16 protein-coding genes and 1 riboswitch are annotated in these 21921 nt (G+C 32.3%); of the genes, 8 read left to right on the forward strand and 8 right to left on the reverse strand.

Going from position 1 to position 21921, the window contains the following annotated elements; genetic code table 11:
• From O5Y44_RS08215 to tenA, 7 genes are all read right to left on the reverse strand, one after another.
• A partial coding sequence (locus tag O5Y44_RS08215) for a helix-turn-helix domain-containing protein (RefSeq protein WP_371465930.1) occupies positions 1–281 on the reverse strand: 281 nt, incomplete at its 3' end.
• A 92-nt stretch (positions 282–373) separates the two neighbouring features.
• On the reverse strand, positions 374–1231 hold the full coding sequence (locus O5Y44_RS08220) for a MetQ/NlpA family ABC transporter substrate-binding protein (RefSeq protein WP_003146719.1): 858 nt from the start codon (positions 1229–1231) through the stop codon (positions 374–376).
• Positions 1232–1703: 472 nt separating this feature from the next.
• A complete protein-coding gene (locus O5Y44_RS08225; RefSeq protein ID WP_316447584.1) occupies positions 1704–2468 on the reverse strand; it encodes an alpha/beta fold hydrolase in 765 nt (254 codons plus the stop codon).
• A gap of 184 nt (positions 2469–2652) precedes the next feature.
• A complete protein-coding gene (gene thiE / locus O5Y44_RS08230; protein ID WP_316447585.1) occupies positions 2653–3285 on the reverse strand; it encodes a thiamine phosphate synthase in 633 nt (210 codons plus the stop codon).
• Between the two features lies 1 nt (position 3286).
• A complete protein-coding gene (gene thiM / locus O5Y44_RS08235; RefSeq protein WP_316447586.1) occupies positions 3287–4069 on the reverse strand; it encodes a hydroxyethylthiazole kinase in 783 nt (260 codons plus the stop codon).
• Between the two features lie 2 nt (positions 4070–4071).
• Positions 4072–4869: a bifunctional hydroxymethylpyrimidine kinase/phosphomethylpyrimidine kinase gene (gene thiD / locus O5Y44_RS08240; RefSeq protein WP_316447587.1), complete on the reverse strand. Its 798-nt coding sequence runs from the start codon at positions 4867–4869 to the stop codon at positions 4072–4074.
• A 3-nt stretch (positions 4870–4872) separates the two neighbouring features.
• A complete protein-coding gene (tenA, locus tag O5Y44_RS08245) occupies positions 4873–5553 on the reverse strand; it encodes a thiaminase II (RefSeq protein WP_102170056.1) in 681 nt (226 codons plus the stop codon).
• Positions 5554–5693: 140 nt separating this feature from the next.
• Positions 5694–5791: riboswitch (TPP riboswitch) on the reverse strand.
• A gap of 329 nt (positions 5792–6120) precedes the next feature.
• On the opposite strand from tenA, the gene O5Y44_RS08250 reads away from it, so the two are divergent.
• The 8 genes from O5Y44_RS08250 to O5Y44_RS08285 all read left to right on the forward strand — a co-directional run bounded on the left by O5Y44_RS08250 (position 6121) and on the right by O5Y44_RS08285 (position 20149).
• A complete protein-coding gene (locus O5Y44_RS08250) occupies positions 6121–7677 on the forward strand; it encodes a hypothetical protein (RefSeq protein ID WP_316447588.1) in 1557 nt (518 codons plus the stop codon).
• Positions 7678–7902: 225 nt separating this feature from the next.
• Positions 7903–12051 carry a peptidase gene (locus O5Y44_RS08255; protein ID WP_371465932.1) on the forward strand — a complete coding sequence of 1383 codons (4149 nt, stop codon included), beginning with the start codon at positions 7903–7905 and terminating at the stop codon, positions 12049–12051.
• A gap of 84 nt (positions 12052–12135) precedes the next feature.
• Positions 12136–13479, forward strand: a complete 1344-nt coding sequence (locus tag O5Y44_RS08260) for a hypothetical protein (protein ID WP_371465933.1) — start codon at positions 12136–12138, stop codon at positions 13477–13479.
• A 115-nt stretch (positions 13480–13594) separates the two neighbouring features.
• On the forward strand, positions 13595–14911 hold the full coding sequence (locus O5Y44_RS08265) for a heme-binding Shp domain-containing protein (protein WP_371465934.1): 1317 nt from the start codon (positions 13595–13597) through the stop codon (positions 14909–14911).
• A gap of 10 nt (positions 14912–14921) precedes the next feature.
• Positions 14922–15881, forward strand: a complete 960-nt coding sequence (gene isdE, locus O5Y44_RS08270) for a heme ABC transporter substrate-binding protein IsdE (RefSeq protein WP_271987112.1) — start codon at positions 14922–14924, stop codon at positions 15879–15881.
• Between the two features lie 104 nt (positions 15882–15985).
• Positions 15986–16960 carry a FecCD family ABC transporter permease gene (locus tag O5Y44_RS08275; RefSeq protein WP_316447592.1) on the forward strand — a complete coding sequence of 325 codons (975 nt, stop codon included), beginning with the start codon at positions 15986–15988 and terminating at the stop codon, positions 16958–16960.
• The gene (locus O5Y44_RS08280; RefSeq protein ID WP_371465935.1) at positions 16960–17724 is read left to right on the forward strand and encodes an ABC transporter ATP-binding protein; all 765 of its coding nucleotides are present in this window, start codon (positions 16960–16962) and stop codon (positions 17722–17724) included. The genes O5Y44_RS08275 and O5Y44_RS08280 overlap by 1 nt, the downstream gene beginning before the upstream one ends.
• A gap of 244 nt (positions 17725–17968) precedes the next feature.
• Positions 17969–20149 (forward strand): cation:proton antiporter, encoded by a 2181-nt coding sequence (locus O5Y44_RS08285; RefSeq protein WP_371465936.1) that lies wholly within the window; start codon positions 17969–17971, stop codon positions 20147–20149.
• Positions 20150–20211: 62 nt separating this feature from the next.
• On the opposite strand, the gene O5Y44_RS08290 is transcribed toward O5Y44_RS08285, so the two are convergent.
• Positions 20212–21921: hypothetical protein (locus tag O5Y44_RS08290; protein WP_371465938.1), on the reverse strand; the 1710-nt coding region annotated here is incomplete at its 5' end.

The following is a 21921-nucleotide window of genomic DNA, read 5'->3' on the forward strand; positions in this document are numbered from 1 at the left end:
GCTGGATTATTTATACCTTCTTGTAAAGCTAAGTCATTGTATGAGAGTTCACTTGTTAAGTATAATTCTACAACATATATCTTTTTTTCGAAAGGATATTCTTCATTTTTTCTTGAACGATATAATCCTTCATCTCCATATTTCTTATATTTGGCGACCCAAATTTCAATATTATTATGAGATTTTATAGCATACTTTTTCGCTAACGATCTTATGCTTATGTTTTCATTTATATACTCTAGTACGACTTTCTTTTTAAATTCAAAATTATATTTAGTCATAAAAATACCGACCTCCAAAAAGTTAGATTTTTTGGTCTAACTTTTTGGGGTCGGTACATCTTACGAACTGCTTTTTTATTTATTTAATGAAATTATTTAACAGGTAATACTGCTCCATTCCATTTTTCTTTAATGAATTTTTGAGTATCTTCAGATTTTAAAGCTGCAACAAGTTTTTTAACAACAAGTTTGTCTTTATCACCTTCACGAACAACGACGATGTTAGCATATGGGTTATCATCTGTAGCTTTTTCTACTAAAACTGGTTCAGTTGCTGCATTTAATCCTGCGTCAACAGCGAAGTTAGCGTTGATTGAAACTAGGTCACCTTCACCATTTTGGTAGAATTTAACCATTAATGCTGGATCATTTTCGTAGCTGAATTGTAATTTTTTAGGGTTTTCAGCGATATCATCGAAAGTAGCTGTTACTGGATCTACACCATCTTTAACTTTTACTAATCCTTCAGAAGCTAGTAATTTAATTACACGTCCCCATTCAGATTTGTTATTACTTACTAATACTTTAGCACCTTCTTTAAGGTCTTTAACGTTTTTAACTTTTTTAGAGTATAATCCGATTGGCTCTAAGTGAATTGCACCAGCATCTTCAATTTTGTATCCATTTTCTTTAATAGCATTTTTTAAGAATGGTACGTGTTGGAAGTAGTTAATGTCGATATCTTTATCGTTTAACGTTTTGTTTGGTACATAATAGTCTTGGTATGTAACGATGTCTAATTTGATTCCTTCTTTTTCAAGTTGAGGAGCAACGTGCTCTAATAATACAGCGTGAGGTACGTTAGTAGCTCCAACTTTTACTGTTACAGGTTTACTAGGATCTAGTTTATCAACATCGATACCTTTTTTCTCAGTTTTTGATGCGCTAGAGCATCCAATTAATACGATTCCAAGTATAAAACTTGTTACTAAAAATAATAATTTCTTCATTATATAATTTTCTCCTTTTGATTTTTTTATTATTAATATTTAGGTTTTGTGAATTTTATGTAAAAAAAATCACCCCTACTCTCCTAAGAGAATAAGGGCGAAAACTAATTTCACGGTACCACCTTACTTTTTCGTAAACTACGAACTCTACCACTACATCGTCTATGCATCTAGAATATATCCGAGATAGTGTGCGTTTGTAACGTAACGCCTACGAAAAAAGCTTGTGTTTTAAAACTCACTTTTTTTACCATTCAAACCATTTTCCTCTATCATCTGCATTGTGTGCTTTCACCCATCCACACTCTCTGTAAAAGTTCCTATAAAGTACTTATTTGAATATTGGTAATTTTTGACTTGACTCTATGTTATCATTCAGAATTAAAAATGTCAACACTTTTTTTGAATTTTTTTAAAAAGTTTTTTGAAAATTCATGAATATTTACTTTTTCATTTACATAATAAACAATTTTTAATTAAGGTTGTTAGTTTTCAACCAATTCTCTATTGCTTCTACAGTTTTGTCTCTAAATTTTGGAGCTTCGTACATATGATCCGAACCTTGTAATATTGTTAATGTAGAGTTTTTATATTTTTTTGCTGTAGCTTTAGCAATATTTGGATGTACCATTTTATCTTCACTTCCAGTTATTACTAATACAGGCTCAGTTACTATTTTAAAATCAATATGTGCACCTTTTTGCTTATCTAAAAAAGGTAGTGCCATTTGAAAGTACGTAAATCCAGATTCTGGAACTAATTTAGAAAATTCTCTTTCCTTATCGGCTTCATCTTGATTATTCATACAATAATCATAGAAGGCATGTTTATAAGGTGGCATAGATTTTTTCCAGAACCCCCAACGTAGAAAATGTTTATAGAAACAAATTACCATACTTGGATAAAAAGCGAAAATTCCTGCCGCTGGTGCAGTCCCCATTAAAATAAGCCCCTTAGTCATTGTCTTCATAGCAACTTTCTGTGCAAGAAGCCCTCCTAATGAATGCCCCAATACAATCGGAGCTTCATCTAGCGTTTCTATTAAATCTACAATATCATCAGCAAATTCATCTAAACTAACATCTGCTACCTTTTTTTCTACTTCTTCATAAGGTAAATCATGATATCTTAATGTTGGAGTATATACATTTAAACCTAATTTTTGCAGATCATCTGCGAATTTCCCCCACACAGTTCCATCACACCATGTACCATGTATCAATACTATATTCGTCATAAAAATTCCTCCTATCAATATTTTAGCATTCTTTTTTTCACACTAATTATATAACTTATCAATTTATTTATCAATTGATAATATAAAAAGAGCAGAATAAAAAACCGGTAAAAATTTTTTCTTCTACTCTTAATACCATCACTTGAAAAATATCAAGGGATGATTTTCCTTTGGAGGGCTAATTTTAAAATTGTTCGTTCATTTCACGAACTGTTTTTTCAATATTATCTGAATATGAAATTGCTGAAATAATAGAAACACCATCGACATTTGTTTTCATAACATCTTTAATATGTTGTGTCTGAATACCACCGATTGCTACTAATGGCATCTGAGGTAATAATTTTCTCATTAATTCTAGTCCTTCATATCCTATTGCACCACCTGCATCATCTTTTGATTGTGTGACATATACAGGTCCTACACCAACATAATCTACATATTCAACTTTGGATTGTTTAAGTTCTTCTTCATTTCCTATAGAAAGACCAATTATTTTATTTGGCATCAATTTTCTAATTTCATCAACACCAAGGTCATCTTGTCCTACATGAACCCCATCAGCATCTATTTCTAATGCCAACTCTATATCATCATTTACGATAAACGGTACATTGTATTTTTTACAAAGATTTTTAAGTTTTATTGCTAATTCCAGTTTTTCTTTACCTTCTAAAGCACCTTTACCTTTTTCTCGAAATTGAAATAAAGTTATACCACCTACTAAAGCATCTTCAACAACTGTATATAAATCCTTACCTAAGCAAGTAGTCGTTCCACAAATAAAATATAATTTTAATAGTTTTTTATTAAACATCTTATTTCACCTTTTTAAATATTTCTATATCCTTATCAGTAACTTCATATAACGCATTAATAAATTCAACTTTAAACGTTCCTGGTAAATGTCCATTAGGACGTTTTTCTGCCATTTCCCCGGCAATATTATATGCTAACATTGCTGTTTCTAAAGATTTCAATTCTTGTCCTTTTTCTAATCCTATAAAACTTGCTAGAACTGCTCCTAATAAGCACCCTGTTCCAATAACTTTCGGCATCATTGCACTTCCGTTATGGATAGTCACTACCTCACCGTTAACAGCAATAGCATCAACTTCTCCAGTCACTATTATAGGAATATTAAATTTCTCATTTGCTGCTAAGGCAATTTCATCAATATTATCTACCCCTGCACTGTCTACTCCCTTAGAAGCTACATTTATTCCAACTAAAGAAGCAATCTCTCCAGCATTTCCTCTTATAGCTGCTAGTTTATAATTGTTTATTAAATCATCTGATACTTTTTTTCTATATGCTCCAGCTCCACATGCTACAGGATCTAATACTGCAGGAACATTATACTTCTCAGCAATTTTCAATGCTTCTTGGTATAATTTCCAAGTTTCATCAGTTAATGTACCTATATTTATTAATAATCCACCAGCATATTTTAATAAATCTTCTAAATCTTTTGGATACTCACTCATCGCTGGTGACGCTCCTAGTGCTACTAATCCATTTGCTGTGAAATTTTTTACTACATCATTAGTAATGCAGATTACTAATGGTGCTTTTTCTTTTAATAATTTTAAACTTGTCATATTTATAAATCCTCTTTAAATGCTATGTGATTCACAGGTCCATTTCCATGGCCTATCTCTGGTGTATATTTTATCGCTGCGGTAATAAATTTTTTTCCAATATCTACAGCTTCAATTATACTTTTTCCTTTTGCTAATTCAGCGGTAATAACAGCTGAGAATGTACATCCTGTTCCATGTGTATGATTAGTTTTAAATCTCTCGCTAGTCCACACTTTCTTAGTTCCATCATTTAAGAATAAATAATCTTTCGCTTCTCCTGTTAAATGTCCACCTTTTATAACTACAGACTTACATCCAACTTCATCAATAATGAATTTTCCTGCACGATTCACATCATCTTCAGTTACTATTTTAAAATCGACTATTTCTTCTGCTTCAGGTACATTCGGTGTAATAATAGTGGCTAGTGGTAGTATCTCTTCTTTTAAATGTTTTCTAGCAACATCATCTATCAATTTATCCCCACTTGTCGCAACCATTACTGGATCAACAACATATGGAACATCTTTTGGTAAATATTTTTTAATCAGCTTCATCATGTCAGCATTTGCAATCATTCCAGTTTTTATACTATTAGGTGTTATATCATCAAAGACACTTTTTAATTGAGCTTCTAGTATTTCTAAGTCTAGGTTTCTAATCATTTGAACACCTAGAGTATTTTGTGCAACAACGCTTGTAACTACTGCCATTCCATACACTTCACGAGCTTGAAAACTTTTCAAATCAGCCATAATTCCAGCCCCACCAGTTGGATCCGTTCCTGCAATAGTTAAAGCAATATTAAGTTTACTCATATTCTACACCTCAAATCCCCAATGTTCTTGTGTATAAGCCATATTGAAGAAGCGTCGTTCATGTTCACAACTTTCTAAAAAGTTTTTAATTAATCGTTGTTTTCCTTCCTCACTCATAAATTCTGCTTCACGATTAATTATTTTATGATAATCATAAAGTACTTCATCAACTAAACCATCAGCATAAAACTCTACCCAGAATTTTAATGGGTGATCTTCAGCTAAATTATGATTAGCTAAAATTTTTCTCGCAACCATTTGATAAATCCATGGACATGGTGCCATAGCACTTAACGCTTCTGCCATACCAAAAGCAAATACATTATAATACATGTGTTTAATATAGTGATCTGCAGACGGATACCATTCTCCACCTTTTATTATTTCTTGATAATCTCTCCCTACATAATCTGCTAAATTTTTATGCGCAGCAATTTCTTCATTCAATACAAAATTTATTTGATTTAGGAAAAAGTTTTTTTCAGCTTTATCATTACTTTTCGCTAAAAGCATTGCATAAATATCGCTGAAATTTTCTAAGTATAAAGCATCAGCTTTTAAATAGTGTTCCACAGCTTCCTTAGATAAATCAGCACGAATCAAACCTTGAATAAAGCCATCATTATATATCTTGTCAACAATCGGCAATGCCTTCTCTTCCATAATTTCAGTAATAAGTTTCATAGGTATATCCCCCTAGTATTATATATATTTAGTATAAAATATCACCACTTTAGGAAAAGAAAAAATCCCCTACTAACTCAGGAGATTTATGTAAATTTATGTACTTATAGTATATTTTACTCTTTTAAAAAATAAACCTATTTCATATTATTTCACATTTCCTCCGCTAGTATTATCTAGATCAGGTCAAAGGGTCTAACTATGTTATCTCAGCCAAAAGGCTCCCCCAGTGGTTATATTTCAATAACTTTTTAAATCGTAACACATAAAATTACAAATGTCAATAAATCGGTTTAAGGGCTTACAATATTCTATTTGCATTATTTCGCATTCTAAATCAAAATATTTTATAATAATATCTTTTTATATCTCAAACTTAACATCTTTATTTTTATGTCGAAAGTGTGAACGAATAATGAAGTTTTATTGTAAAATTCGATTATTTTATGTTGTAAATGAAATTAGTTATCACTTTTTTCTTTATTAATTAACCTCTTTGTATTATAATAGTAATGATAATTTTCACAATCACAAAAATATAATTTTTAAGGAGAAATTTCTATAATTATGAAGAATACAACATTATTAAAAGTTCTTTCTGCTTCTGCAATTTTCACTGCAATCGCAGCTATAGAATCTTACGACCACAATGCATTCGCTACAGAAATTACAGCAACTGCTAATAATACTCAAAGCGATGTAGAAACAAAAACAGTACCACAAGACGTTAAGAACTTACCAGATGGTACATACGATATAAAGTCAGTAGGTGAGAAAAAGAATGTAGAAGCTCTGAACTTCTCAGAAGAAGGTAGACCATCTATGGCCGCATCTGGATTAGATAAAGAAAACGTAAAGTTAGTCGTTAAAGATGGAAAATACTCTGTTAATGTCACTTTTAAACCAATTGAAAGAATAGGGTTTAAAGGATATTTAGGGGATTTAAAATATTATGACGGTGATAAAACCCACGCTAATCGTTCAGAAATAAAAGATAGTGAATTTAAAGATACAACTATCGTTGAAAATTATTCAGAAAATCAAAAAGATGAATATATAGATACTTTCAAAAAAAAATTCCCTGGACGTACTGTATATCCTAAAACTTTATCTTATAATGTAGATAAAAATAAAATCGATGCTAACAATAAACTAGAAACATTCACTCAAGTATTCGTACCAGTTATGGAGTCTATATTCCCAGGGGCAGGTACTCAACGTATGATTCTAAATTACGATCTAAGTTCTTTAGCTACAAAAACTATAACTGTACCTAAAGTAGATACAGAAAAACTAGCTAAAGAAAAAGCTGAAAAAGAACGTATCGAAAGAGAAAAACTAGCTAAAGAAAAAGCTGAAAAAGAACGTATCGAAAGAGAAAGACTAGCTAAAGAAAAAGCTGAAAAAGAACGTATTGAAGCTGAAAAACTTGCTAAAGAAAAAGCTGAAAAAGAACGTATTGAAGCTGAAAGACTTGCTAAAGAAAAAGCTGAAAAAGAACGTATCGAAGCTGAAAGATTAGCTAAAGAAAAAGCTGAAAAAGAACGTATCGAAGCTGAAAGATTAGCTAAAGAAAAAGCTGAAAAAGAACGCCTAGAGAAAGAAAAAGCAATCGTTACTGCTAAAGGTGAAGCTGCAATACTAGAAGTACCTGAGTTTAACTTAGAAGGATATATTAAAAATCACCAAGGTCCTATTACTGCTAAAGGCGAAGCTGCAATCTTAGATAAACCTGAATTTGATTTAGAAGAATATATTAGAAATCAAAAAGGATCAGTAGGTGAAGTTCCTTCAAATGCTGAAGTTCCTTATAAATCTAGAGAAGAATTCACTAACAAAAACAAAGAAAATGCTGACTTTAAAGATTCTACAGATGTAAAAGATTCACAAGATAAAAAAGAAACTACTTCTACTCCTAAACCACTTATTAACGATATATTTGGTCAATCTGAGGTTAAAGATACTTTTGTAGCTACTCCAGTAAGCACTAAAGAAAATACTAAAAACACTTTAGATATTAAAAAATCATTAGCAAATACTGGTACAACAGTGGCAACTACAGGTTTCTTCGGATTAATTACATTACTTGCTGCTTTTGTATTACGTAGAAAAGTTAATAAATAATAATCATTATCAAAATGAGTTTGGAATTTCTCCAAGCTCATTTCTTTTTAAATTGTGTCAGAATTGTGACTTATCTTTGAATCTTTAAAGAAAAAAACGTCTATTTTCGGCGTTAAATGATACCAATTATCATTTTTTTCTTTATTTTTTAGTGCTTTTGTATTATAATAGTTATAACGATTTAATATCTAAATAATATACAAAATAAAGGAGAAAATCCCTAATATGAAAAATACAACATTATTAAAAGTTTTGTCAGCAACTGCTATCTTTTCTGCTGTTGCAGCAATTGAAGCATATGATCAAGACAACTTTGCATTCGCAGCAGATGAGACACCTGTAGTAACAAACGCTACAACGACTCCTGCTACGAATTCATCAAACACTGTAAAACCTACTGGAACACCAGCTACTCCAGCTACAGCAACACCTGCACCTGCTACTACTCCAACTACAGCAACACCTGCACCTGTAACACCTAAAGCTGAAGAACCAGCTACTGTAGCTCAAGATGTTAAAGCTTTAAAAGATGGGGAATATAAGATTACTGCTGAAGCCTTAAAATTCCATGAAGAAGGTAATCCTTCTATGGCCGCAGCTGCAATCGACAATGAAAAAACAAAATTAATTGTAAAAAATGGAGAATACTCTATAAATGTTTCATTTAAACCTATCACATTCGGTGGTCTTACTGGGTACTTAGGGGATTTAAAATACTATGATGGAGATAAGACTCACGCAAATCGTAAAGAAATTAAAGATCCTGAGTTTAAAGACTCAACTATAGTTGAAAATTATGGTACTAATGATACTGACAACTTCATTGAGGCTTATAAGAAAAAATTCCATAATCGTACTGTTTACCCTAAAACTGTTAATTACCATGTAGACAAAAATAAAATCGATTCAAACAATAAACTAGAAACATATACTGAAGTATTTGTTCCTGTTATGGCTTCAATTAACGAAGCTTTTGGAACTCAAAAAATGACTTTAAAATTTGATTTATCGTCTTTAGCTAGAAAAAAAGTAACAGCTGATAACTATGAAGCTGCAACTTACGAAAATCCCAACAAAGACGTTGAATACAAAGGAACTATTAAAAAAGACTTCCCTATTCACGTTCAAGGACATTTAAGAAATGCTAACAACAATGATGAAGAATCATTATATGGTTCTGCATTAGATAACTATGTTAAAGTTGAAAAAGTTGGAGATAAATACAAATATACACTTAGATTCAAAAAAGGTCTAGCTGATGTAGGTGGAGAATTCTATCCATTCGAGTTACACAAAGTAGCATACCAAGGTAAAGATATTCCATTAACTACTTTAGCAACAAACGGTAACTCTTCAGTAAAAGAAGGATCAATCACTACTGATAAACTACTAGAAAAAATTCAATTAGACGGTACTGCTCCATATCCTAACGGTGCTTTAATGTCACACTTTGTTACATTAAAACTGTACTATGAAACAGCTACTGACTATAAAGAACGACCTGTGAAATTGGAAGATGTAGTTGCACCTGCTAAACCTAAACCGGTTAAACCTACACCAACAAAACCAAAAGAAGAACCTAAACCAGCTACACCAACAGCTGCTGATCATACTGTTGATGCTGATAAAGTTCCTAATACTTTCCCTACTACAGTAAAAGCTGAATTAAATGGTAGAACAACTGGTACTGCTTCAATCTATGAAAACTCATTTGTTAAAGATGTAAAAGTAGAAAAAGTTGGAGATAAATATCAATATACTATCCAAGTTAAAGAAGGAAAATCTACTAACTTCTTATTACGTAATAAACCTTTCACAGTTTCTAAACTTACATACAAAGGAAATGAAGTTAACTTTACTGAAGTTGATGCAGCTACTAAACTAAAAGAAGGTAAAATCTTAACTGATTCTCTTCTAGACAAAATCCAAGTAGATACTGTATTCAATGTTCAAACAAAAGGTGGAGCTAAACCTAGATATGAAGAAAGATCTGCTGAGAGTACAATATCATTAGATTTCCCTAAAGTGGAAAAACCTAAAGAAGTTACACCAGCCAAACCTTCAGTACCTGATCACGAAGTTGACGCTGATAAAGTTCCTACTACATTCCCTGCTACTCTTAAAGGTGAATTAAATGGTAGAACAACTAATTCAAGTTCAATCTACGAAGATGCGTTCGTTAAAGATGTAAAAGTAGAAAAAGTTGGAGATAAATACCAATATACTATTCAAGTTAAAGAAGGAAAATCTTCTACTTACTTACTACGTAATAAACCATTTACAGTTTCTAAACTTACATATAAAGGAAATGAAGTTAACTTTACTGAAGTTGATGCAGCAACTAAACTAAAAGAAGGTAAGATCTTAACTGATTCTCTTCTAGATAAAATCCAAGTTGACACTGTAATTAGCGTCCAAACTAAAGGTGGAGCTAAACCTAGATTTGAAGAACGTGCTGCTGAAAGTACAATAGCTTTAGACTTCTCTACTGTAGAAAAAGCTAAAGAAGAAGCTGCTAATAATCTAGTGCCAGCCAAAATTAATAATGCTCATGTTGCTAATAAACCTTCAATGGCAAACGATGCATTAGTACCTGAAAAAACTCGTGTAGAGAAAGTAAATGATGCTTATCATTACTATCTAACATTCAAAGACTTACGTTTTGGAGCTCAAGTAGGAACTGTAGATACTTTATCAGTTGATAATACTGCCGCTGAAAGAACTGACCTTGGTGGTGAAGGACATGAAAAAGTATTCCACTTCACAAGTCCAGACAAACTAACAGAAAAAACTATTACATTCTCTGTATTAGTAGATGGAAAACCTTTAAGAGGACATTCAAATGTTGCAGCAACACTTAAATTTAACTGGGATGCTGCTACTCCATTAACAGCTGATCAAGTAACTTCATTACACAATGATGAGACTACTAAAGCTCAAGCTGAAAAAGAAAGACTTGAAAGAGAAAAAGCTGAGGCTGATCGTCTTGAAAAAGAAAGATTAGACAAAGAAGCTGCCGCTAAAGCTCAAGCTGAAAAAGAAAAACTTGAAAAAGAAAAAGCTCAAAAAGCTGAAGCTGATCGTCTTGAAAAAGAAAGATTAGACAAAGAAGCTGCTGCTAAAGCTCAAGCTGAAAAAGAAAGACTTGAAAAAGAAAAAGCTCAAAAAGCTGAGGCTGATCGTCTTGAAAAAGAAAGATTAGACAAAGAAGCTGCAGCTAAAGCTCAAGCTGAAAAAGAAAAACTTGAAAAAGAAAAAGCTCAAAAAGCTGAAGCTGATCATCTTGAAAAAGAAAGATTAGACAAAGAAGCTGCTGCTAAAGCTCAAGCCGAAAAAGAAAGACTTGAAAAAGAAAAAGTTGAAGCTGCCCGTCTTGAAAAAGAAAGATTAGACAAAGAAGCTGCTGCTAAAGCTCAAGCTGTAAAAGAAAGACTTGAAAAAGAAAAAGCAAAATTAGAAGAACTTAAAAAAGAAGCTGTAAAAGACATTACTAATGATAAGTCTCTAAGTAAAGAAGAAGCTAAACAATTAGAAGCAATTGTAAAAACTGCATCTCTTAAAGATACTCTAGTAGCTAAAGTGGTAGAAAATGGTTCTTCTGAAGAAGTTACAGTAACATTTGATAATACTGCTATAAAAGCTGCTAACTTAGTTGTAGAAAAAGCTGACAAAGAAACTGTAGCTAAAGTGGAAGACCTTGTTAAAAAAGCTGATGAAAATCTAAGTGTTGTTAAAACAATTGACCTTCACTTTGCTGATTCTAAAGGTAACACAATCAACAAACAAGGTGAAACACGTGCAGTTACTGTAGCTGTAGTAGCAAATAAAAACGAAAAATTAGAAGTTTACTATGTAAATGGTGATAAATTAGAAAAAGTTCCAAGTGCTTATAATTATGAAAATGGAAAACTTACATTCTTTACAAATCACTTCAGTCCTTACACAATCGTAAAAGAAAAACTATCTAACACTGAAAAACCTTCAGCATCAGATACTTCTAGTACTTCTACAAATGAAAATACTTCATCAAGCACAGAAACTCCAAAATCTTCTGAAGTAAATCCTGATAAAGCATCAGCTCAATCAGAAAAACAAACTTCTCAAGATAAAGCTTTAAACAATGAAAATAAAGCTACAAGTAGTGAAGATAAAAAAGATACTGCTAACATTTTTGGCCAAGAAAACAACAAAGTTGAAGATAACGAAAATAAACTAGATGTTGTTAAAACTAATAACACACCTACTCCTCAAAATGTAGAACAAAATTCAAAAGCATCACTTGCTAAAACAGGACTTTCTACAACAGCTACTGCTGGTTTAGGTGCACTACTATTACTTTCTGCCCTAGTACTACGTAGAAAATCTAACAAATAAAATAAACAAAATTATTATACAAAGGGATAATTTATCCCTTTGTATAAAGTCATGTATAAAGAAATTAAGGAGGATAAATAAAACATGAAAACTAATAAATTATTAAAAGTTCTATCAGCAGCAACAATTATCTCTACTCTTGCTGTCGTAGATTATTCAACAACTGCACAAAACAATAACAAAGTTTTATTAGCAGCTGATACTCAAAATCCAGAAGTAGAAGTAGAAAGTGTACTAATGCATGCTTACGAAAATAGACCTTCAATGGGGAATGCTGCATTGGTTAAAACTACTGTCCAAAAAGTAAATAATGGTTATAAATATAAAGTTATTTGGCAAAATATTACTTTCAATGGACAAAACGATGGAATTGGACGTTTTTGGGTTAATGGATCTGAAGTAACTCTAAATGACGTTAACTATCCAGGTGCATTAAATCCAAAAGAAGCAGAATTTACTTTATCAACTTTAGAAAGTCGTATTCCTGTAGAAGTATTCGTTAATATTATGGATAAAATAATGCCTGGACAAGGTAAACAAAGTGCATTTCTTCAAATCAAAACAGATGGATTAGAAGAAAAACTTGCTCCAAAAGCAGCTGAAACTAAACCTGCGGAATCTTCTACTAATCCGACTACTCCTAGTCAACCAACACCAGCTAAACCTGCGGAGACTAAGCCTGTTCCAAAACCTGAAAAACAAAAAAATGTTCAACCTTCTAATAAACCAACAGAATCAACTAATACAAAACCTGGTAAAACTCCAGCGGAAAAAGCAACTCCAACTTCACCAATCAAACCAGTAGCTAACCCTAACCTTCCAGCACAAGACCAAGCTCAAGGTCAAGGTGAAGAAAAAACAGTTACATACTTCGATAATGTATCTGCAACACTATTAAATGCCTATGAAGCAGGACGTGCTTCTATGGGGAATGCTGCACTAGACGGTATTACTGTTTATAAAGATGGAGCTACATATCACTATATCGTTCGCTTCCATGATATTAAAGTGGGAACTCTTACAGATGGTATTACTCGTTTCTGGGTTAATGGTACTGAATATCCTGTTACAAGTACAGGAGGTGCTATGAACCAAGTACAAGTTCATTTCACTTCTGGTGAGCAATTAACTAACATTCCTGTTTCTGTATTCGTTCCAACAATGGAAAGCATTATGCCAGGTGCTGGTAAAAAAGATGCTATCCTTAGCCTAGATTGGTCTAATGCTAGTGAAAGACAAGGTACTGCATTTGTTGACGGTGGACAACCAGGATCAAGTGCTAATGGTAATCGTGCACTAACTCCAAGAGGTGGTCGTCTAAACAATGGTAGACTTTCTAACACTGGTTTAGAAACATCTTCATCAATTCTTGCAGGAGCTCTTACTTTAATCAGTGCAGTTCTTGTTGGAAGAAGAAAACAAAAATAAATATTAAGATAATACCCCGCTAATTTAGCTTACTATTATCGAGTCCGTAAGGCGGGAAAACTTCCCGCCTTTCTTATTAAAAATTAAATAATAAAAAAGAAAGTGAGTTTTTATAATGAAACGAGTTTTAAAACTGTTAACGATAGTTATCGCTACATTAACGTTTATAGTTACATCTAGTAATGTTCCTTTCGTTAAAAATGTACATGCTGCTGACAGAGTATATAGCGTTCCTGTGGAACTATGGCACGCTGAAAATAGTGGTCGTCTTTCTATGGGGAACAATGCACTAGCTACACATGCTACTGTAAACGTTCATGATAATAATACCTCTACTATCTCTGTACAATTCACTCCAATGGATTTCAGTAATATGCACGGTCACTTATTATCACTTAGCATCTACTCATCTCCAATTTTTTCTGGTAGTCTTACTGCTGCTTCTGTAACTAGTACTTATAACGATACTAATTTAGATGGTGGTACTAGTACATACCCAGGAACTCTAAGCTTTAATTTTGGTGAAGCTAAACCTGACAAAGTCGGGGTTAGAGTTGCTGTTGATGCTATGAACCAAATTATGGGTGGTGATGCATCACAAAACGCTATTATTAAATTTAACTGGTCAGCTGCCAACCTAGTTTCTGGTTCTGAAGATTCTTCTAAAGACAAAGAGAAAAAAGCTGAAGATAAGAAAAAAGAAGAAGATAACAAAGATAAAAAAGATGAGAATAAAGCACCTGAAGGTTTTGTTGCTAAAAAATTAGAAGATTACTTCAAAGATGATCAAAAAACAAAAAATCCTGGTCTTTATAATCTTGATATCACAGGTTCATACCTAAACCCTCTTACTGGAGTTACAGCTGATGGTGGTACTAAAAATACAGCTATCGGTGAAGGTATGGTACAAGGAGTTATCTCACCTATTAACGCAGGTGGAGACCTTAATGAAGCTCTTAAAAATCAAAAATCTAATGGTGAAAAACGTTGGTCTAAAGCTATGCTTCAACGTACAAAAGATGGTAAATTATACGCAACTGTCCGTATTCACCTAATGAACTGGGTTCAACGTAGTAAAGAACAAGGTCCTTTCATCAAAGTTCTTCAAAAAGATGGAGAATTTAAGCAAGTAGAAGCTACTGAAACAAAAGTTAATATTGAACAATATAAAGATAGCTATGTTGACTATCGATTCGAAGTACCAAATGAAAACTTCTTAGCTATGGTACAAATGTATGTAGAACCTATGAATCGTCCTGTTCGTTACTTCGTAGAAGTTAATACTGATACTATTAAAAACGGAAATGATGGTTTAGATATGGAAGCTATCAAAGAAACAAACTACACACCTTACTATGTTGGCGGAGGTATCGGAGTTCTTGTAATAGCTGTCGGAGCTTTCTTCGCTCTTAAAAAAAGAAAAAATAATTAGGAGATAATTCATGAAAAGAAAACTATCCCTACTATTTACACTACTATTAGCCAGTATTCTAGTTCTTACTGCTTGTTCATCACAAAATAAAGCTGGTAACACTACTGGAACTGATCCTAATCTAGCTGATAAAGCTTTTAATGAAACGATAGACTTGACAGGTGTAAATAAAGACAAAAAATCTGAAGAAGAAAATGGAAAACGTGTAGTAATGGACTCTGTAGCTCTGGCTCAAGTCGCAAATGTACTTGACATTAAATTAGCAGGTGTCCCTACTACAAAATTAGGTCGTATGCCTAAAAGATATGACAATACTGTTCAAATCGGTCTTCCAATGAATCCAAATATGGAAGTTATCAAATCTATTAATCCTTCTATCGTATATGCTCCAGATAGTTTACAAGACTGGATAAAAGAAGGATTCGAGAAAAATAAAATCCCTTATAAATTTGTAGATATTCGTAGCGTTAATGGACTATATTCTATTACGGAAGACCTTGCAAAAGAATTTGGTAAAACAGAAAAATTTAAAGAATTAAAGAAAGAACATGATGAGTTTTTCGCTAAATTCAATGAGAAAATCGCAAATAAGAAGAAACCAAAAGTTCTTGTTCTTATGGGCTTACCTGGAAGTTACATGGCAGCTACTGAAAAATCTTATGTAGGTAACCTTGTAAAATTAGCAGGTGGTGAAAATATCATTAAAGGTACTGAAGAGTTTAAAAATCTAAACTTAGAAACTGCTTTAAATGATAAACCAGACTTTATTTTACGCACTGCTCATGCTATGCCTGATACCGTAAATGAAATGTTTAAAAAAGAATTTGAAAACAATAAGAGTTGGTCTCACTTCGATGCGGTAAAAAATAATAAAGTTGTCGATTTAGATAGCTCAATGTTTGGTATGACAGCTACATACGATTACCAAAAAGGATTAGAAAGTCTATACAGTATTTTCTATAGTAACTAATACTTAAAACCAGAAGTAGCATATTGCTGCCTCTGGTTTTTATATAATACAATTTAAAAACAATATGATATACTAAACATATAAACTATATAAGGAGGTTCTTAATGTTTAACAACAAAAAAGCAATCACTTTTTCTGTTCTTATTCTACTTTTATTAAGTACAGTATTTTTTGCAGCGAATAGTGGTAGTATAAAAGCTAGCGTCGGACAATTAGCTGTTGGTATCTTTACTGGAGAATACGCCAATGTTAATGCAATTATCGACGTTCGTTTCCCAAGAATTATCATCACTATATTAGTAGGTGCAGCTCTTGGTGTTAGTGGTTTATTATTACAAACAGTATTAAAGAACCCGCTTGTCGATCCTAGTATTATAGGGGTTTCTAGTGGAGCTAACCTATTTTTATACTTAGGGTTAGGATTATTCCCACAATTTTTGCTGTTTAAATCAGTGTTTTCTATCATCGGTGGTGTTCTTGGTTTCTTAATCATTTATTACTTAGCCGGTAAAACAAAAAACAATGTTAAAATTATTTTAATAGGTATTGCGATAAGTTATTTCTTCACAGGAATACTGAGTTCTATGCAATACTTAAACCAAGCAAATTCTACTACTTCATCAGCATTCAAGACTGTTGGTTTAGGAACTAAAAACTGGGATGATGTTTCATTATTATTAAGTTGGATTCCTATTTTACTAATTATCAGTTTCTTCTTAGCAAAACTATGTAATATCTTCGCCTTAGATGATAATATTATTAGTTCACTGGGAATCAATATTAATATGATTCGCCTGCTAATCTCATTTGTTGCGGTAGCTCTTGCTTCTGTGTCTACAGCTGTTGCTGGTGTTATGGTCTTTTTAGCTCTTATTACACCTCATATTGCTAAGATTATAATTGGTAGAAATCATATCTATACTATTCCATTTAGTGCTTTACTTGGAGCATTTATTCTACTATTATTCGATACAATCGGTCGTGTTATTTTCGCGCCAATCGAAATACCTGCTGATTTAATAATGATGATTATCGGTGGACCTGCATTTATTATTTTAGTTAAGAAAGGAGTAAGTTAATGGAAAATATAATAGAAATTAATAATCTTACATTTAAGTATAATAATAAAAATACTCTTTTCGAAAAACTTAATGTAGATATTGAAAAAGGTAAAATTACTACCCTACTTGGTAAAAATGGATGTGGTAAGAGTACACTTATAAAAATATTAGCCAAAAATTTAAACTATAATTCTGGAAGTATCAAACTCGAAGGTAAAGAATTAAATTCATATTCATTAAAAGAACTTGCGAGTATTCTTGCGATTGTTTATCAAAAGAATGAAACTCCAAGAGAAATTACTGTTTATGATATGGTTAGTTTCGCTCGTCTTCCTTATCAAAATATTTTCTTTTATAAACCTAACGCTAGTGATGTTGAAAAAATTGAATTTGCTCTTGAAAAAACTAATTTAAAAGCCTATAGAGATAAACGTGTAGATGAGTTATCAGGTGGTCAACTTCAACGTGTTTACATCGCAATGGCGTTAGCGCAAAGTACTGATATTATTATATTAGACGAACCTACTACCTTCCTTGATATAAAATATCAAAAATCTATAATGCAACTTGTTAGAGATCTTAATAAATCTTTAGGAATTACTATTATCATGGTACTACATGATATAAATCAAGCACTAGCATACAGTGATAACATTATTGCTCTTCTTGATGGGAAAGTTATAAAGAATGATAAAGCTGAGAACTTCTTTGATGAAGAGCTTCTAAACAAACTTTATGATGCTGATATTAAAATAGAAGATGGAAAAGTAATTAGTTGGTAACTTTACTAACAATATATGAAAAAATTAAATCAATCGCTATGTCTAAGTATTAATATTTAGACATGACGATAATTTCATTTCTAAAAAATAACAAATAACACATCTTCTAAAACTATTAAAATTATTGTTTTACAATATTCATTATTAATTTCTTTCAGATTGTATAATCATTGATTTTAATATTAAATAATTGTAAAATATATTGGTACAAATAAATAATAAAATAATTACAAAGGAGTTTTCTATGGAAATACTAACTACTCTTGGAATACTAATAGTTATTGTTATTCTTGGTTCTTTTCTTAACAATATTATTCCTCGTATTCCAGCAGCTTTATTCCAAATAATTCTTGGTGCTGCGGTAACTTTTATCCCTAATCTTCCACTCCATTTTGAGTTTGAATCAGAAATGTTTATGATGTTAGTTATCGCTCCCCTATTATTTACTGACGGTTTCAACTCGTCCTTAAAGAATATCTGGCTATACAAACGTCCAATTATATATATGGCAATATTTTTAGTTCTTGTGACGGTAATTGTTGTCGGTAGCATAATTCATTTATTGCTTCCAATGATTCCTTGGGCAGCATGTTTTGTTTTAGCTGCTGTCCTGTCACCTACAGATGCTGTGGCTGTTAAATCAATAACTAAAGGAATGAAACTACCTAAAGGACTTATGGCTATATTAGAAGGGGAATCGCTTCTAAATGATGCTTCTGGTCTTGTATCATTTAATATAGCTCTAGCAGCAGTTCTTACTAACACATTTTCTGTCACGAATGCTAGTTATAAATTTTTAGTAGTTGCAGGAGGGGGAGCGATCTTTGGACTTATTATTGGGATAGCTTTTTCTTATATTAAGTTTATATTCTCAACAAAATTTGCTGACGAATTTAATATTTTAGTTATTTTTCAATTAATAACACCAGTTATAGTATTCTATCTTGCGGAACATATTGGTGTCTCTGGTATCGTAGCTGTAGTAATTACAGCTCTAGTATACAACTACCAAAGAAAGCATCACTTACTTACTGTTGTAAGTAGTGATGCTGCAGTAACTATAGACAGTACTCAACAAATAGCAAGTTATGTACTAAATGGTTTTGTATTTACCTTTTTAGGATATTTACTCCCTGAGATATATCATACTGTGTTTAATAATAGGGAGATTGATATTGTATATGGATTCATAATTTCATTAGTTATTGTTTTAGGTCTAATGATAGTTAGATTGACCTTTGTATATTTCAACTACATATCATTCCAACCTCATCATTTTACGACTGCTAGAAAAACAGCGAAAATAATACTAAATAGAAAATTTGACAAAGGTAACTATTCTAGATTTAACTACTCTTTAATTACTAGTTTGTGTGGTATTCACGGTACAGTAACACTTGCTACAGCACTTATGATTCCGGTTGTAACTGCTACTGGGGATAACTTCCCTCTTAGAAATACCATCCTATTCATTGCGAGTAACGTCGTTTTACTAAGTATTATTATCGGTACAATCGCCCTTCCTCTTGTTGTTAAGAACGAAGATGAAGAGAAAGAATATACTCAATACTCTCTTCGTGAAAAAATCTTAGAAGGCACACTTGAGGAACTAAAAGAACGTGATATTTCTAAGAAATCTATTGAAGAAAAAGTTGCTTATGCTATTGAAATAAAAAGTTTACACGAATTAAAAACATATTTCAGAAACATGCAAACTGGAAGATTTAAAAATACAAACGAACCACTATCACTACACAAAAAAATAATGAAAGCACAAAACAAAGTTCTCCCTGAAATACTTAAGGACAATCCTAACATTGAGCAAATCCTGGAAATTTCTAAACTTATGCAACTTAGAAAATCTTTATTATTCACATATTCGATACCAAAAAACCTATTACTTAATTTAAGAATATATGTAAAAGAATCCAATCTAAAACGTCGTTTAACTCGTCATTTTGTGGCTAAAGATCTAACTCCAGAATTTTATGAGAAACTTAAAGAAAAAATACCAAAAAGAAGAAAAGTAAACTTCGTCAATAAATTAGATGAAATTAAACAAAAAGCTGAAGCTTCTTCTAGCCAAATTCAGGCTATCATTGATTGCTCGCCTACAGTAAGAAAAGTACTTCTTGAGACAGCCTATAAGGTTATTGATGAAAAGTGTTCAGATCAAAATACTGCAGAATTCGTTAAAGATGTATATAGATACTACTCATTCACTTTATTTGAAGTATTTTTAGAAGACATCGATTTCGAAGAAGAACTTAAAGAACTTCAAATGGAGTTAGTTCGACTTTTAAAATATAGAATATTAACGATGAGAAAGTTAAACTATATTTCTCTAGAAGATTCTTACACCGCTCTTCGCAACTTAAACTTCAGTGAATCCATGATTTTCCCTCGTGAAACTGAAGAAGAATAAAATAAAAAAGCTGACCTCAAGTTAGATTATTATCTAAACTCTGAGGTCAGTTTTATTTTAGGTTATTTTTTAAATTCTACAACGAAATCATAACCATGTTCCATTTTTGCTCCGAAGTAAAAATCACTAACTTTATAGCCACGATTTTCAACTTTCGCAATTTTATCTTTTATAGCTTCTTTTACTTGTTCTTTACTAGCATCTTTTGGAAGTTGTATAGTAGTATCTCCATCTACATCTAATGCTCCAGCTATTCCTGGTAAAGTTTTTAAGTTAAAGTAAATATTAACATTTACATTTTCTTGTGCTTCTGTTGATCTTTTTGCCCTTCTTTGTGTTGTAGGCGCTTTTCTAAAACCTGTATTATTAGCTGATGCAGATTTAGATTCTTTTGTGAATTCTACAACATAATCATAGCTATCTCCACCTTCAACGATTTGATCTAAGTCGGTAGTTGAAACAACTTTAAAACCTTGTTTTTTCAATTTTTCAATTTGAGCTTTTGTTTTTTCTTCGATAGCTCGTTTTAACTCTTCTTTAGGTGTATTTCCTGGGAAAGTAAGCATATTCTCTCCCCCTAATTCTCCTAATGCTCCCGCAATATCTTTAAGAGCTGTTAGATTATAATAGATGTTTATTTTTTTAGTTTTATTAGATAAATCTCTTTTTACAACTTTTTTAGTCCTAACTTGAACTTCAGGAGCATTTCTGAAACTAGAAGTTCCTGTTTTCTCTTTAGTGAAAGTAACCACATAATTAAAGTTCTTCACACTAGTATCCTGCTCAAATACTATTTCTTCTTTTACTTTATATCCATGTTTAGCTAATTCTTGAGCCTTAGCTTGAATTTTTGCTTTAACTAATTCTTTCACTTCATCTTCAGTTGCTGAATTTGAAATAGCTACTGTATTATTTTCTCCTGGATCAGATAAAAATCCATTAATATCTGGCATTCCGGCATAATTATAACTTATGTTTACCGTACCGTCTGGTTGATTTGCCGCACGTCCTACTCTTCTTGCTCTAACTTGAACTTCAGGAGCATTTCTGAAACTAGAAGTTCCCACTGAAGTTGAAGCAGGTTGTGTTGGAGTTACTGGTGAAGTTGGTCTTTCTTCAGTGGCAGGCTGTGTCGGAGTTGTTGATGTAGCTTCACCTGACCCATGACCTATTGCTGTACTTCCATTGTCAATAGTAGTACCTTCATTACGGCCATTTGTTAAATTATCTTTGTTATAATTTGGTGCTGGTAATTCTTCACCCGGAACATTAATTTCATCAATTTTAGTTTGATATTCATCCGTAGCATCTACTGCTGCATCGTGATTTTTAGCATTATTTATCGCTTCTAATCCTGCTTCTTTTAATTCTTTTAATTTAGCTTCTAACTTAGCTTTTTCTGCTTCATCTTTAACTTTTTCAATTTCACTAAGTTTTGAAGCAGCAATTTTTTCAATAACATCTTTTCCATCTTTTTTTGCTTCCTCAAGTTTTTCATCTTTAGGTGCTACTTCTTCAGACGGAGTATCTTCTTTTGGTGTTGCAGCTGGTTCTTCCGCTTTTGGTGCTGGTGTCGCTGGTTCCTCTGCTTTCGGTGCTGGCGCCACTGGTTCCTCTGCTTTTGGTGCTGGTGTTGCTGGCTCTTCCGCTTTTGGTGCTGGTGTCGCTGGTTCCTCTGCTTTCGGTGCTGGTGCTACTGGTTCCTCTGCTTTCGGTGCTGGTACTGCTGGTTCCTCTGCTTTTGGTGCTGGCATTGCTGGCTCTTCCGCTTT

Origin of the sequence: Gemella sp. 27098_8_155, assembly GCF_041433725.1 — a bacterium.
GTDB lineage: Bacteria > Bacillota > Bacilli > Staphylococcales > Gemellaceae > Gemella > Gemella haemolysans_D.